This window comes from Aureibaculum marinum (genome assembly GCF_003813905.1).
GTDB lineage: Bacteria > Bacteroidota > Bacteroidia > Flavobacteriales > Flavobacteriaceae > Aureibaculum > Aureibaculum marinum.
On sequence record NZ_RPFJ01000051.1, the window covers coordinates 1 to 15,874 of the forward strand.

General features: G+C 31.3%; 14 protein-coding genes and 1 pseudogene. 14 read left to right on the top strand and 1 reads right to left on the bottom strand.

All coding sequences use genetic code 11. The features are described 5' to 3' along the window. Positions 1 to 475: 475 nt before the first annotated feature. A complete protein-coding gene (locus tag EGM88_RS14220; RefSeq protein WP_123899095.1) occupies positions 476 to 1,279 on the bottom strand; it encodes an O-methyltransferase in 804 nt (267 codons plus the stop codon). Positions 1,280 to 1,367: 88 nt separating this feature from the next. Between EGM88_RS14220 and EGM88_RS14225 the strand changes: the two genes are divergently transcribed. From EGM88_RS14225 to EGM88_RS14290, 14 genes and pseudogenes are all read left to right on the top strand, one after another. Then, positions 1,368 to 2,159 carry a polysaccharide biosynthesis/export family protein gene (locus tag EGM88_RS14225; protein WP_123899096.1) on the top strand — a complete coding sequence of 264 codons (792 nt, stop codon included), beginning with the start codon at positions 1,368 to 1,370 and terminating at the stop codon, positions 2,157 to 2,159. 6 nt (positions 2,160 to 2,165) lie between these two features. After that, positions 2,166 to 4,610 (top strand): GumC family protein, encoded by a 2,445-nt coding sequence (locus EGM88_RS14230; protein ID WP_123899097.1) that lies wholly within the window; start codon positions 2,166 to 2,168, stop codon positions 4,608 to 4,610. Positions 4,611 to 4,751: 141 nt separating this feature from the next. Beyond that, entirely contained in the window at positions 4,752 to 6,053 is a 1,302-nt protein-coding gene (locus EGM88_RS14235) for a nucleotide sugar dehydrogenase (protein WP_123899098.1), read from the top strand. Between the two features lie 59 nt (positions 6,054 to 6,112). After that, positions 6,113 to 6,472, top strand: coding sequence for a four helix bundle protein (locus tag EGM88_RS14240; protein ID WP_123899099.1), 360 nt, complete (start codon positions 6,113 to 6,115; stop codon positions 6,470 to 6,472). 101 nt (positions 6,473 to 6,573) lie between these two features. Next, positions 6,574 to 7,629, top strand: coding sequence for an NAD-dependent epimerase (locus tag EGM88_RS14245; RefSeq protein ID WP_317126547.1), 1,056 nt, complete (start codon positions 6,574 to 6,576; stop codon positions 7,627 to 7,629). 239 nt (positions 7,630 to 7,868) lie between these two features. Beyond that, on the top strand, positions 7,869 to 9,614 hold the full coding sequence (locus EGM88_RS14250) for an N-acetylneuraminate synthase family protein (protein WP_123899100.1): 1,746 nt from the start codon (positions 7,869 to 7,871) through the stop codon (positions 9,612 to 9,614). Between the two features lie 148 nt (positions 9,615 to 9,762). Next, positions 9,763 to 10,123, top strand: a pseudogene (locus tag EGM88_RS14255) (four helix bundle protein). Between the two features lie 65 nt (positions 10,124 to 10,188). Continuing rightward, positions 10,189 to 10,776, top strand: coding sequence for a KdsC family phosphatase (locus EGM88_RS14260; protein WP_123899101.1), 588 nt, complete (start codon positions 10,189 to 10,191; stop codon positions 10,774 to 10,776). A 12-nt stretch (positions 10,777 to 10,788) separates the two neighbouring features. After that, complete coding sequence (locus EGM88_RS14265; RefSeq protein WP_123899102.1) at positions 10,789 to 11,529, top strand: cytidylyltransferase domain-containing protein; 741 nt, start codon at positions 10,789 to 10,791, stop codon at positions 11,527 to 11,529. A gap of 33 nt (positions 11,530 to 11,562) precedes the next feature. Further along, positions 11,563 to 13,107, top strand: coding sequence for an AMP-binding protein (locus EGM88_RS14270; protein ID WP_123899103.1), 1,545 nt, complete (start codon positions 11,563 to 11,565; stop codon positions 13,105 to 13,107). Next, positions 13,107 to 13,361 carry an acyl carrier protein gene (locus tag EGM88_RS14275; protein WP_123899104.1) on the top strand — a complete coding sequence of 85 codons (255 nt, stop codon included), beginning with the start codon at positions 13,107 to 13,109 and terminating at the stop codon, positions 13,359 to 13,361. Before EGM88_RS14270 ends, EGM88_RS14275 begins: the two co-directional genes overlap by 1 nt. After that, a complete protein-coding gene (locus EGM88_RS14280; RefSeq protein ID WP_123899105.1) occupies positions 13,351 to 13,833 on the top strand; it encodes a GNAT family N-acetyltransferase in 483 nt (160 codons plus the stop codon). Before EGM88_RS14275 ends, EGM88_RS14280 begins: the two co-directional genes overlap by 11 nt. Continuing rightward, positions 13,817 to 14,602 carry an AAC(3) family N-acetyltransferase gene (locus EGM88_RS14285; RefSeq protein WP_123899106.1) on the top strand — a complete coding sequence of 262 codons (786 nt, stop codon included), beginning with the start codon at positions 13,817 to 13,819 and terminating at the stop codon, positions 14,600 to 14,602. Before EGM88_RS14280 ends, EGM88_RS14285 begins: the two co-directional genes overlap by 17 nt. Then, positions 14,602 to 15,873, top strand: a complete 1,272-nt coding sequence (locus EGM88_RS14290; protein WP_123899107.1) for a DUF4910 domain-containing protein — start codon at positions 14,602 to 14,604, stop codon at positions 15,871 to 15,873. Before EGM88_RS14285 ends, EGM88_RS14290 begins: the two co-directional genes overlap by 1 nt. The last annotated feature ends 1 nt before the right edge of the window (position 15,874 follow it).

The window sequence follows — 15,874 nt, forward strand, 5'->3', positions numbered from 1 at the left end:
TAGTGAACTTCGTGTTAGCCATTGTGAGCTTCGTGGTTAGGCTTTTCACCGCAAGGTGCACTAAGGTTGTTCACAACGAGCACAGAGAAATGCTAACTTTTATATTCCTAGTGAGCTTCGTGGTTGACGTTGTGTTCTCCGTGGTTAAGCTTTTTTTTACCACAAAGGACACTAAGTTTTTCACAACGAGCATAGAGAAATATTATTACCATATTCTTAGTGAGCTTCGTGGTTGACGTTGTGTTCTCCGTGGTTAAGCTTTTTTACCACAAAGGACACTAAGGTTGTTCACAACGAACACAGAGAATAATTACTATTCATACTCCTAGTGAGCTTCGTGGTTGACGTTGTGTTCTCCGTGGTTAAGCTTTTTTACCACAAAGGACACTAAGTTTTTCACAAAGAGCACAGAGAATAATTACTATTTATATTCCTTGTGTGCTCCGTGGTTAGACCTTTTTTTGAGAACAAATTGTTAAAGTCGAATTACAAAATCTTCTTTTTCTTGTTCTTTTCTAAAGAATACAATTCCCCAATAAAAAGTATCAATACTAACGGTTACTTTAGGGTGTTTTTTTATATGAGTCCAAGCTTCTTGCATACCTTTACTCCAATAAATATCATCAAAAATAAAGACAGAATCATTATGAATAAAGGGCAAACATTGTTCAAAATAGTCTAAAGTAGCTTCTTTTTGGTGATTTCCATCAAAATAGACTAAATCCAAGGAGTCTTTAGAATCCGTAGTGTTATCACTAAGTTGCTTTAGAGTTGCAGGTAAGGTGTTGGTAAAATTTCCAATAATTACCTCAATTGTAGATAGGTTAAAATGTTTAAAACTGGTTTTGGCTATATCTGCAGTTTTTGGGCATCCTTCTAGTGTTGCGATTTTACTTTTGGGGTTTCCAAAACTCATGGCAGCTGAAGAAATACCTAGAGAAGTTCCAATTTCTAAGATGGTATCAGCATGTAAATACGATACCATTCTTCCTAATAATTTCGCTCTTTTTATAGAGATTCCCGCATTTTTTGCAATTGTTGCTACTTTTCGTTGTTGGCTTTTTAAGGTTTTTGAACCTGCTCCAAAATCGGTAACTTCAATTATCTTATCACTTTGTAGTAACAGCTGTCTATAATTTATTAGTTTTGAATACCATTTTTTTTGCTTTTTATCATAAAAGCATTTTGTAATAAGATTGTATACGAAAGGAGAGTGTACCCCATGTTGATTGGTAGATTTAACTAAAAATTTAAAATAAGAGGCAATTTGAAATAGCATGCGTATAAGTGCGTTTTACATTTTAAAGTGCAAAATTAAGGATAATAGAGATTTTAAAATTATATTTGCCGACAAGTTAAAAATAATAATGTTACGTAAAATTTTATTTATATTTAGTTTAGGTTTATTAATTACTTCATGTATTCCTAAAAAAGAATTAACCTATTTTCAAGGAGAACCTTCTTCCAATAAGGAAGTTTATAAAATATTAAATGAACCTTATAAATTGCAGGTCAATGATATTTTAGACATACAAATTAAAGCAAATAATGAAGAATTAGTTGCTTTGTTTAAGCAGTCTGAAACACAAACTACTGGAACTGCAGGTCAAATAAGTGCAGATCAGTTTTATTTAAAAGGGTATACTGTAGATAGACTCGGTAATATTAGAATTCCGTATGTGGGGGAGCTTAATGTATTAGGGTATACCGAAAAAGAAGTTAGAGAAAAAATTGAAAGTGAATTGGCTAAGTTTTTTAAAGATATTGATGATATTTTTATCACAGTAAAGTTGGCAGGTATTCGGTTTACGGTAATTGGTGAAGTAAATACTCCTGGACCTTCCGTATTGTTTCAAAATCAAGTAAATATTGTAGAAGCTATTGCTAGTGCTGGAGACATTGCCATTACTGGAGATCGAAAAAATGTAACTATTATTAGAAAACACATTGATGGCACAAAAAAAATGACATTAGATTTAACTGATGTTGCTATTTTTAATTCAGATGCCTTTTACATACAATCAAATGATATTATTTATGTAGAGCCCTTAAAACAAAAGTCATGGGGTACAGGTACTACTGGGGTACAAACTTTTACTACCATTGTATCTGTATTGTCGTTTGTTACTACCACCATTTTATTAGTTAAAACTTTATAATTGACAATGAAGCCATTAGATAAATTTGATCTTAATGTTAATGATATAAAGTCGTTTGACATCAAAGAATATATTTTTAAAGTGCTTTCGCATTGGAAGCTCTTTTTAGTAATGTTGATATTAGGGGTGTTGGTAGCTTTTTATGTAAATATGCGTAAACCTCGTATTTATAGATTAGATAGTATCATTACTGTAAAAGACGAACAAAACCCGTTGTTTAGTTCTAGTACCAATTTGGTTTTTAATTGGGGTGGACCAAGTGATAAGGTAGAAAATATCATTACCATACTAAAATCGAGAACCCATAATGAAAAGGTTGTTCATCAATTAAAATATTATATCAATTATTTGCAAGATGGACGTTTTAGAAAAGAGGATGTGTATGGAAAGGTACCATTTTCTGTAGAATTAGATTCTACAAGCTATCAACTTTTAAACCATCCTATTAAATTAGAGTTTTTAGAAACCAATGAAGTTGTAGTTTCTGTTGATTTTGAAGATACAGACTTGTCCTTAATTAATTATCCAACCAATACAAAAGAAAATTACAATATCAATAAATCGTCATATTCTGAAACATTTAAAGTCAATGGGAGAATAAAAACACCATTCATTGATTTTAAAATCAAACCCAAAAGGCTTAGTTCAGATTTGTCTAATAGTACATATTATGTGTTGTTTTCTGACTTTAACAATACGGTTAAAGCGTATCAAAAAATAAATGTGGGTAGTAAAAAAGATGGTACTTCTATAATAGAATTGTCTTTAACAGGGGTGAATAAAAAGAAAATTGAAGATTATATCAATACGTCTGTTGAAGTGTTGGATAAAGACCAACAAGCTCAAAAAATTGAGTATGCCATCCGTACAAAAAAATATATTGATACCGTTTTTAATGATGCAGCTTTAAATTTAAGGAAAATTGAAGAAGATTTAGGAAGTTACAAGCAACAAAGTGGTGTTTATAATTTAAGTTCACAAGGACAAGCTTTATTGGATGGTGTTTCTGAATTAGATGCTCAACAACAACAAATAACGGAACGGTTACAAAGTTATAGCAATTTAGAAAACTATATAACAAATGGGGGAGACATCACAGCTCCTTTAAATGTTGGGATAGAAGACCCTAACATCGCAAAAAATATTGTAGAATATGTTGAGTTGACTAAAGAAAAGCAGAACTTAGAAAAAAATGTAACTTCTGATTATCCTCTATTAAAAACCTTAAACGATCGTATTGAAACCACAAGAAATGTACTGTTAGAAAATATTACAAACTTAAAAAATGAAACGAAGAATAATCTTGCAGCGGTTAAAAGAAGATTGGCTAGTTTTAATGCTCGTTTAAATACGTTGCCTAAGAAAGAGCAAGGTTTGATACAGTATGAACGTAATTATAATTTAACAGCGACCAATTACGAGTATTTAAAACAAAAACAATACGAAGCAGGTACGGCCATTGCCGCTAATGTTTCAGATATAAAAGTGTTGGATGAAGCAAAAGATGTGGGGCAAGGTCCTATCAGTCCAAATACCTTATTTAATTATTTGGTAGGGGCGTTATTAGGTCTAGGTTTGCCTTTTACTTATATTTTAATTAAAGAAGCTTTAAGTAATAAAATTGTTACTGTTGAAGAGATAGAAAAAACATATCGAATTCCGGTACTAGGTGTAGTAGGTAGTGGTAAAATAGATAGCTATTTAGCGGTGTTTGACAGGCCAAAATCATCGTTGTCAGAATCCTTTCGGGCATTACGTTCTAACATTCAGTTTTTATTTAAAAAAGGAGGAAGTTCAAAAACCATAGTGGTTACTTCTTCGGTAAGTGGTGAAGGTAAAACACTTTGTTCTATCAACATGGCTTCTGTTTTTGCTATGAGTGATAAAAAAACAGTGTTGATAGGTCTCGATTTAAGAAAACCAAAGTTACATATCGATTTTGATGTGAGCAATGAAACTGGAGTGGTTAATTATTTGATTGGACAAAAAGAATTGTCAGAAGTTATTCAAAGTACTCGGGTACCGAATTTAGATATCATTACTTCAGGACCAATACCTCCTAATCCATCAGAGTTGTTGATTAGTGATCAAGCAAATGCAATGATGGAATACTTAAAAGAACACTATGATTATATAATTATTGATACACCGCCTGTAGGTTTGGTAGCAGATGCTATTGAGTTGTTTAAATATTCAGATGCCATCATGTATATTATTAGGCAAAATTATACCCAACGTGGCATGCCTAAAATGATAGATGACAAATATAAAAATGGAGAAGTTAAAAACATAAGTTACGTACTGAACGATTTCTCTGTTAAAAACACCTATGGTTATGGCTATGGTTACGGCTATGGTTACGGTTATGGTTATGGAGGTTATGGAAAGTATAATAATGGATATCATACTGCAGAAAAGCAATCTTGGATAAAAAGAATGTTTAAAAAATAATTTTTAATTAGAATTAACGTTTGCTTTTCTGAAATGATTATCATGAAGACATTAGAAAAAAAAGATTGAAAAAAAATATCTAGAATGTGAGTTGTGTAAAGTACTCATCAGTTATCATATATTGAAATAAGAAAAAGTAATATGAAAGAAACAAAAATTGCAATTATAGGCTTAGGATATGTTGGATTGCCTTTGGCTGTTGAATTTGCTAAGAAATATCAAGTGGTAGGCTTTGATATTAATACAAAAAGAATAGAAGAATTAAGAAGTAATAATGATTTTACCTTAGAAACCTCTTCAGAAGAATTAGAAGGTGTAAATGTTTCGTCTTATGAGACATTAAAGGCTTCAAAAACTGGACTCTGGTTAACAGATGAACTTTCGGAATTAGAATCTGCTAATTTTTATATAGTTACCGTGCCAACTCCAGTAGATAAAGGAAATAGACCAGACTTAACACCATTGTTTAAAGCGAGTGAAACCGTAGGTAAGGTATTGTCTAAAGACGATGTAGTGGTTTATGAATCTACAGTATTTCCTGGAGCAACAGAAGATGAATGTATTCCTATTTTAGAAAAAGTTTCAGGACTAACTTTCAATAAAGATTTTTATGCAGGATATTCTCCAGAACGCATCAATCCTGGAGATAAATTACATACAGTAACTAAAATTTTAAAGGTAACTTCAGGTTCAACACCAGAAATTGCAACGTATATTGATACTGTTTACAAATCTATAATTACAGCAGGTACACATCTAGCTCCTTCTATTAAAGTTGCAGAGGCGGCTAAAGTTATTGAAAATTCACAACGTGACGTGAATATTGCTTTTGTGAATGAATTGTCAAAAATATTCAGATTAATGGATATTGATACGCTAGACGTATTGGAGGCAGCTGGTACCAAATGGAACTTTTTACCTTTTAGACCAGGATTAGTAGGAGGTCATTGTATTGGTGTAGACCCGTATTATTTAGCTCAAAAAGCTATGGAATTAGGGTACAATCCTGAAATTATTTTGGCTGGAAGACGCTTAAATGATAGTATGGGACCATTTGTAGCTCAAGAATCCGTAAAAATGATGATTAAAAAAGGCATTTCTATAAAAGATTCTAATGTATTGGTGATGGGAATTACTTTTAAAGAAGATTGTCCTGATATTAGAAATTCAAGAGCTATTGATATTATAGACGAATTAAAATCTTTTGAAGTACAAGTAGATGTTTTTGATCCATGGGCAACAAAAGAAGAAGTAAAGCACGAATACGGAATTGATTTAATTTGTAAAGAAAGTGATATCAAGAAAAAATATGATGGGGTAGTAATCGCAGTTTCTCATAAAGAATTTAAAACGATGGCTATTGAAGATTTCTGTGCTAAAGACCATATTATTTTTGATGTGAAAGCTACATTACCTAAAGAAAAGTCGAATAGTAGGTTATAATTCAGTCAGTAGTCCTCAGTACCGGTCTGCAGTCAAAAGAGAAAAAATAGTGTTTAATAATGGGATTTAGAAAATTATTGGCATATAAAAAAGGTTTCGAATTAGCAATGGAAATTTTTGAAACGTCAAAGCTTTTCCCTAAAGAAGAGACTTATTCTTTGACAGATCAAATAAGAAGGTCATCACGTTCTGTTTGTATTAATTTAGCAGAGTCTTATAGAAAAAGAATTTATCCAAAACATTTTATAAGTAAATTATCAGATGCAGATTCTGAAAATACGGAAACCTTAGGTTGGTTAGAATTTTCTAATTCATGTGGTTATATAACCGATGATTTAAAACGTAGATTAGAAAGTAAGAATATAGAAATAGGAAAATTAATCAATTATATGATGAAAAATCCTAAAAAATTTGATTAATATAGTTTCATAATTTCCTGAAGACTGAAGACTACCAACTGAGGACCGAATACTATGAACTGTTAAGTGAAGACTGATTACGAAAATATGAAAAAAACATTATGAATAACTCAAATATGAAAGTCCTTGTAACCGGAGCGGCTGGCTTTATAGGCTATCATTTGTCCAAATTATTATCCCAAAATGGGTATCAAGTTGTTGGTATTGATAATATTAATGATTATTACGATCAAAATTTAAAATATGCTAGATTAGCAGATTTGGGGATTGAAAGAGCAAAAATTGAAGACAATAAACCTGTTAAAGGAGCCATTACTTTTGTAAAATTAGATTTACAAGACAAAGCAAATTTGATGGAACTTTTCAAAAAAGAAAAGTTTGACTATGTAGTAAATTTAGCAGCTCAAGCAGGTGTACGTTATTCAATAGAAAATCCTCAAACGTATATTGATAATAATATTACAGGATTTTTAAATGTATTGGAAGGGTGTAGAAATTATCCTGTTAAGCATTTAATATATGCATCATCTAGTTCTGTTTATGGGTTAAGCGAACAAATACCTTTTTCGGTTGACAGTCATACAGACCATCCTATGGCGATTTATGCGGCAAGTAAAAAGGCCAATGAAATGATGGCTCATTCTTATTCTCATTTATTTGATATTCCAAGTACGGGCTTACGATTTTTTACAGTTTATGGACCCATGGGAAGACCAGACATGGCACTGTACTTATTTACAAAAGCCATTGTAGAAGATAAAGAGTTTGATGTCTATAATCATGGAAACATGAGCAGAGATTTTACTTATGTGGGTGATATTGTAGAAAGTATAAAAAGATTAATCCCTTTAGCTCCTAAAAAGAACAATCCGAAGTTTAATCCAGAAAAACCAGTTCCTTCTGCTAGTACAGCTCCATATCAAATTTTTAATATAGGAAATAACAGTCCCGTTCAATTAATGGAGTTTGTAAGAGCGATAGAAAAAGCCTTGGGAAAAAAAGGAAAAATTAATTTAAAACCTATTCAACCTGGAGATGTACCTAGTACATATGCAGATGTAGAGAGTTTATTCGAATATATTAATTTTAAACCTTCAACACCAATTGAAGAAGGAATACAAGCTTTTGTTGATAAATATTTAGAAATGAATTCGTAATCGTTTCAAAAGTAGTCGTCTTTTTTGACAACAGCACACTGGGGTTTTGTTTGATAGAATCCTTTTATTTAAGAACATGTTATTTACAAGTACTAAATTTTTTATACCATGCTAATACACTCGAACTGAACATTGAAAATAAATGTCATTTCGAGTGTTTTAATATCTATACGGACCAATAAATACCTGCTAACATTATAAAAGAATTAAGCAGAAATAATAAAATAAAATATACTAAAGTGAAAGTTAGAGCAATTATACAGGCTAGAATGTTAAGCAAAAGACTAAGAGGAAAGTCCTTAATGTCTGTTAATGAAATACCATTATTATACAGAGTTATTAATTCAGTAAAGAAGTTTGATTTTATTGATGAAATCACCATAGCAACTACAGATTTAGTTGCCGATGATCCGTTGGAAGCTGCTGTAAAAAAACTAGATGTTTCTATATTTAGAGGAGATGCTCTAGATGTATTAAATAGATTTGTAGAAGCCAGTGCCGATTTAAATGAACACGATATTATTGTTAGATTTACTGCCGATAATCCACTTTATATCGAAGACATTTCTAAAATTGCTTTTGAAAAACATCTGGAGAAAAAAGTGGACTATACACATATTGATGGGTTATCACATATAGTTCCAGAAATTTTTAATGTGGGAGCTATTCGAGAAGCCAATAGTTTAACAAAGGCATATTTTGATAGAGAGCATGTTACTCCATTTTTCAGAAAAAATCCAAGTCTATTTTCAATATTAGAATTGCCAAATGATTTTGAAGGATTACGTCCTGATTTAGATGAGTATTTAACTATTGATACCAACGAACAGTTACATGCCTTTGAAAAAATGCTTACAGCAACGCAATACGATTCAAAGAGCGTTTCTATAGCTGAAATTTATGACTACTTAGATACTATAAAACACACACCTAAAACACCGAAACAAAGAATAAAATTAGATAAGATTTGGGTTGGAGAGGATTATCCTACTTATATTATTGCAGAAATTGGACAAAATCACAATGGAGAAGTACGGCTCGCTAAAAAATTAATTGATATGGCAGTTGATGCTGGTGCGAGTGCCGTAAAGTTTCAAAAAAGAGACATTCCCTCAGAACTTACCAAAGAAGCTTTTGATAAACCGTATGACAATCCCAATTCATTTGGTAAAACCTATGGGGAGCATAGAATGTTTTTAGAATTAGATGAAGCACAACATTTGGAATTAAAAGAATATGCTTCTGCTAAAGGAATTACTTATTTTTGTACCCCTTGTGATGTACCTTCATTAGAATTGTTAGAACGTATTGATTGTCCTTTTTATAAAGTAGCCTCACGAGATTTAACAAATATACCTTTGTTAGAAGCGTTGGGCAAAACAGGAAAACCTGTTATTATATCTACAGGCATGGCTAGTTTGGAAGATATAGATGCGGCTGTTGATGCCTTACAATTGGGTAAAGATAAATTAATGATTTTACAGTGTACTTCTCAATATCCATGTGCATTAGAAAATGTAAATCTTAAAGTAATGGATACGCTTAAAGAGCGATATGGTTTTATAACAGGTTTTTCAGATCATACCTCAGGAGTAGTTGTTTCTACTGCCGCCGCTGTAATGGGAGCGGCGATTATTGAAAAGCATATTACATTAGATAGAACTATGAAAGGTACTGACCAGCCAGGTTCTTTAGAAAAATCTGGACTTACCAAATTAGTTGAATATATTAGAGCTGCTGAAATTGCTACGGGTGATGGAATTAAAGAAGTAAATCCTGCAACAGCGGCTGCTAAAGTTAAATTGGCACGAAGTGTTACCAGTAAGGTAAACATTAAAAAAGGAGACCTGCTTACAGATGAATTAATTTGTTTAAAATCACCAGGAGATGGAATTAAATGGAACGATAGAAATAGTATTCTTGGTAAAAGAGCGGTAAAAGATATTGATGCAGATGTTACATTGAAGCAAGAGGATTTTGAGTGAGTTGGCAGTCTACAGTCTTCAGTCCGCAGTTGGCAGGTGGCAGTCCATGATACGTAGTGCAGATGATGAAAAGTGGATAAGCATGTTACTGAAAACTGGTACAGAAGGACTAAAAAGTTTATATTCTTTTAAAAAAGAAATCGTTAAAATGGGTATTAGAAAATTAATGGCATATCAAAAGGGATTTGAATTAGCTATGGAAATTTTTGAAACTTCAAAATTATTTCCTAAGGAAGAAAAGTACTCTTTGACGGAACAAATATGAAGGTCATCTCGTTCAGTTTGTATTAACTTGGCGGAAGCCTATAGAAAAAGGATCTATCCAAAGCATTTTATTAGTAAATTATCAGATGCCGATTCTGAAAATGCAGAGACATTAGGTTGGCTTGAATTTGCAAAAGGAATGTGGCTATATAAATAAAGATATAAAAAATAAATTAGTAGTTAGAAACGAAGAAATTGGAAAACTCATCAATTATATGATGAACAATCCAGATAAATTTGCCTAAAAGTTATAATACTGAAGACTGTGGACTGAAGACTGCAGACTGAATCAAAACTAAATAAAACAAACATGAGTAACGCCAAGTCGAAAACAACCAATACTGGGCTTCCCACGTCAAGCTTTCCACTTCCTGCGTCTGATATAAAACTGTTTATCACCGACATAGATGGCGTGTGGACCGATGGTGGCATGTATTATGACGAGACAGGTAACGAATGGAAAAAGTTTAATACCTCAGATAGTGCAGGAGTTCTTTTTTTAAAATTACTCGATATTCCTACAGCCATTATTACTGGAGAAAATTCCCAAATTGTGAAACGTAGAGCTGATAAGTTAAAAATAACCGATTGTTTTTTAGGGATAAAAGATAAAGTGAGTAGTGCTGAAAGTTTATTAAATAAGTATAAGTTAAATTGGTCAGAAGTTGCATATATTGGCGATGACATTAATGACATTAAATTACTTGAAAAAGTAGGCCTTAGTGCATGTCCTAACAATGCTCCTGACTATATAAAAAGCAGAGTAAATTGGGTGCTTACCAAAAGTGGAGGAGAAGGTGCATATCGCGAATTTGTTGAATCTTATCTTTCTAAAAAAGAGTTGTTAAATAAAGTGATAGATCTCTATTTAAATACTTCAAAAAAATTAGACCAATAATTATCAAATTAAATGACAGGTATAGTTATACAAGCAAGGAAAGGATCAACAAGATTGCCAAATAAAATGGTACTTCCTTTTTATAAAGAAAAAGGTGTTTTAGAGCTACTTTTTGAAAAGTTAACTACACATTATTCTACAGAGAAAATTGTGCTAGCAACTACAATAAATACAATTGATGATGAATTAATTGCTATTGCTCAAAAGTTTAATATAAAAACATATAGAGGAAGCGAAGATAATGTACTAGAACGTTTTATAAAAGCTGCAACACAATTTAATTTTAAAACTATCATTAGAATATGTGCTGACAATCCTTTTTTGGATATAGAACATATATCTCAATTTATTTCTGAAATAGAGCATAATAACTTAGACTATGTAAGCTATAAACTTCCAAACGGATTACCAACTATAAAATCACATTTAGGGTTGTTTACAGAAGCTGTTTCTTTAAAAGCTTTACTAAGCGTAAGTAAAAGTACTTCCTTATCTTTGTACCAAGAACATGTTACAAATTATATTTATACACATCCTGAAAGCTATAAAATTCAATTGTTAGAAATGCCTAACTATATGGCTAACACTGAAAATATTAGATTAACGTTAGATACCATAGAAGACTTTAAATTGGAACAGGATTTGTATAAAAAAATGAAGTCAAAATCAGTTGAAACATTGGTAAATTATTTAAAAAATAATCAGGTCTTGTTAGAAAAAATGAAACATGAAATAAGTAAACATTCAAAATAATTTATCAACTATTTTTTTTAAGAAAGTTATTACATGAACCTTTATTCTATTTTTAATAATTCAAAGCAAAATTATCCTGATAATATTGCTTTAATGGTAGATAATACATCGTATAGTTATAAAAAATTAGGCGAAATTATTAATAAGATTTCTGATAGACTACTAAACACAGAAGGAAATCAAATTGCATTAATGGCACATAAAAGTGTAATTGCTTATGCAGGGTTATTGGCGGCTTTAAAGTCTGGAAAAACATATGTACCATTAAACCCAAAGTTTCCGAAGAGTAGAAATATCAAAATAATTTCACTTTCTGAATCGAGAGTGGTTCTAGTAGATAATAGATGTATCAATAATTTAGTAGAATTGTTACCAGAATTTGAACAATCTTTAACATTAATTTTTCCCGAAACGGCTAAAGAGGATATTCCTGAAATAGCTTCTCATCATACGATAATTTCTAAGGAAGACTTAATAAATGAAAATAATACTATTGTTGATGTAGACAAAGACCATTTAGCATATTTACTTTTTACCTCTGGAAGTACGGGCGTTCCAAAAGGAGTTCCTATTAGCCATACTAATGTGTTGAGTTACGTTAATTATCTAATTGATAGATATGATGTAAAACCTACCGATAGATTTTCACATGTACCTGACTTAACGTTTGATTTGAGTGTACATGACTTGTATCTATCGTTTAAAGGAGGAGCAGGATTGTATTGTGTACCTGATAACGTAGTTATGGCACCTGCCAAATTTATCAATACCCATCAACTTACTTTTTGGTGTTCAGTGCCTTCTTTAATCCAAATAATGGGAAGGTTTAAAATGCTAAAACCTGGAAATTTTCCTTCTATTAGATGGAGCGTTTATTGTGGTGAACCTTTACCTAAGGCTGTTGCAGAGCAATGGCAAAAAGCGGCCTCTAATACTGAAATAGACAATGTTTATGGTCCAACAGAGACAACAGTATCTATTACACATTATCAATTACCTAGAAATGAAGAGATAAAAGAGAATAATGGTGTTGTTTGTATTGGTTCAGTTTTTGATACTCAAGAATTGTGTTTGGTAGATGAAAATGACATTCCCAACGAGGTTGAAGGAGAAATTTGTTTGTCTGGAAGTCAAGTAGCAAAAGGCTATTGGAAAGATGAAGATACTACTAAAAAACAATTTGTCAAACTTAAAGGAAAAGGAGATAAAATATGGTATAAAACAGGTGACATTGCTAAGTATGAAGATGGATTGTTATTTTATGTAGCAAGAAAAGATTTTCAGGTAAAAATTAGAGGCTATAGAATTGAGTTGGACGAAATTAATGATGCTATTGCTAAAATAACCGAAAAAACAATGGTATATACAATTCCATATCCTGTAGTAAATGGAATTGCAGATAATTTATATACTTTTGTAGAGGGGAATTCAGAACAAGCTAAGAAAGATATTTTATTAAAGTTAAGTAAAATTTTACCCAATTATATGTTACCAAAAGACATTCTGTTTATTCCTGAATTTCCTTTAAATATGAATGGAAAAGTAGATCGAAAAAAATTAATTGAAAAAATTATATAATGAGTACTATTACACATAAAGATAGTTTATTAGAATTATTAGCAACGCGTCTTGAATTGTTAGAAATAAAAAAGGAAGAAGTAGACACTACAAAAAGCTTGTTTGAACAAGGTATTTTAGATTCTTTATCTTTTTTAGAATTTGCGGTAGAAATAGAAGCTAAATTTGATATGGAACTCGATTTTAGTGAATTAGACCCTACAGAGTTTAACTCGATTGAAAAATTGAGTAAAATTATTGAAAATGGAAATTAAACCGTTAACCAAACACGATTCAGAAGTTGTATTTGATACGATAAAAGACCAGTTTAAGCAACTCTATGATTTTATGGAAACCAAAGGTTTAGTGATGCCTTTGGTTGAAAATGGTCCTCAAATATGGATGAATTCCATCAAGTCAACATTAGGAAAACTTAGTAATATTTATGTTGCTTATGACAATAAAAAAATTATAGGCTTTGTAACAGGTATCATTAGATTATCTCCCGCATATCTGGGAAATAAGAAAATAGGATATTTGTCACATTTATTTATTGAAAGTGAATATAGACGCTCAGGAGCTGGTGAAAAGTTGTCAAAAGAATTAGACTTGTGGTTTAAAGAGAAAAATGTAGATTTAATTGAAGTCGAAGTAATTGTAGATAACCTTAATTCTATTAATTTTTTTACTAAAATGCAATTTGAAAAAGATATTATTAAGTTAACCAAGCATGCAAAAATACAATAGCGAGCATTTTTATTCTACTTTTTTAGACGTTGGATTAAAAAGAGGTGATATGGTGTTGGTACACAACTCTTTGTTTTCATTTGGTATTCCAACAGATGTACCTTTAAAAGAACTTTCAAGTTCAATTTATAAACAATTACGAAAAGTTATTGGAGAAGAAGGTACAATTGCTGTGCCTACTTTTAATTTTGATTTTTGTAAAGGAATTCCTTTTTACAGCAATACAACTCCTTCTAAAAATATGGGAGTTTTTTCCGAATATATAAGAATGTTACCAACAAGTTTAAGAAGCAAACATCCTATGCAGTCCATTGCGGTAGTAGGCCCGTTGGCAGAAGCTATAACTAATGGCGACCCACAATCTGCTTTCGGAGAACATGGAGCTTTTGATGTATTGCTAAAAAATAATGCGAAGATTTTATTACTAGGTACAGATTATAATGCAGCATCTTTTATACATATGGTAGAAGAACATAACAAAGTACCTTATCGGTATTGGAAATCATTTACAGCCCCTTATGGTGTAAATGAAGCAGAAACAGTAGACAGAACTTATCAAATGTATGTAAGAGATTTAGAAGTAAACCCTATTTTGAATATGAATTTTATTGAAGAAATTCTTGTTGATAAGAACTTACTTCAAAAAACACAATTGGGAGCTGGTTTTATTCACTGTATAAAAGCAAATGATTATGTTTTGCTTGCTGATGAATTGATTAAAGAAAATCCGTACTGTTTTGTTAGTAATCATAAAAACGAAGCCAATTAATGCAAGAACAATTAGAAAAATATTTTGATCGTTTATGGCCAATCAATCGGAGTTTAACTGGAGATGGAAATAGAGAAACTCTTGATATCCTTTCTGAAATAATACCTCTAACTATTCATGAAGTACCTTCAGGTACACAATGTTTTGATTGGATTGTACCACCAGAATGGAATGCTAAAGAGGCATGGATTAAAGATGAGCATGGTAATACCATTGTAGACTTTGCAGTAAATAATTTACATTTATTAGGGTATTCTGTACCTTTTGAAGGTGAATTAACGTTTAATGAGCTTAAAGAGCATCTCTATACATTACCTAAACAACCTGATTTAATTCCTTATTTAACTTCGTATTATAGTAGAAGATGGGGATTTTGTATGTCACACAATCAATTCCAAAAATTAGATAAAAACGGAATATATACTGTAAAAATAGACAGTAGTTTGGATGAAAAGGGGGCAATGACCTATGGAGATTTGGTTTTAAAAGGAAAATCTGATAAAGAAATTTTGCTTACCACTTATATTTGTCATCCCTCTATGGCAAATAATGAATTGTCTGGACCACTAGTTACTGCTTTTATATACAATCAGCTAAAAGACAAAGAAAATTATTATACCTATCGTTTTGTATTTGCACCAGAAACCATTGGAAGTATTTATTACCTATCTCAATATGGTGAATATTTTAAGCAAAACTTAGAAGCTGGTTTTGTAGTTACCTGTGTTGGCGACGATGGTCAATTTACTTATAAAAAGAGTAGAAGAGGAAATAGTTTACCTGATAGAGCTGTATATACTATTTTAAAACAAACGGAATCTGAATTTAAAGTTATTGATTTTGCTCCAAGAGGTTCTGATGAAAGACAATATTGTTCTCCAGGTTTTAATCTGCCGGTTGTTTTGTTATTAAGAACTACTTATGGGCAATATGCAGAGTATCATACTTCTGGAGATAATAAAGATTTCATTAGCTTTGCAGCAATGGAAAAGACCATTTTAAAGTATGTAGAAATACTTACCCTTATTGAAAAAAATAAAAAATATATAAATCAATTTCCATATTGTGAACCTCAATTAGGTAAAAGAGGACTTTATCCAACTTTGTCAGAAAAAGAAAAAGCAATTGAGATAGACGCTATGATGTGGATGCTTAATTATTCTGATGGAGATCATGACTTGCTAGATATCATAGAAAAATGTAACATAGATTATAAGACGATGATGAATGTAGCCGATAAACTATTATTAAAAGGCATACTAAAAAATTAGA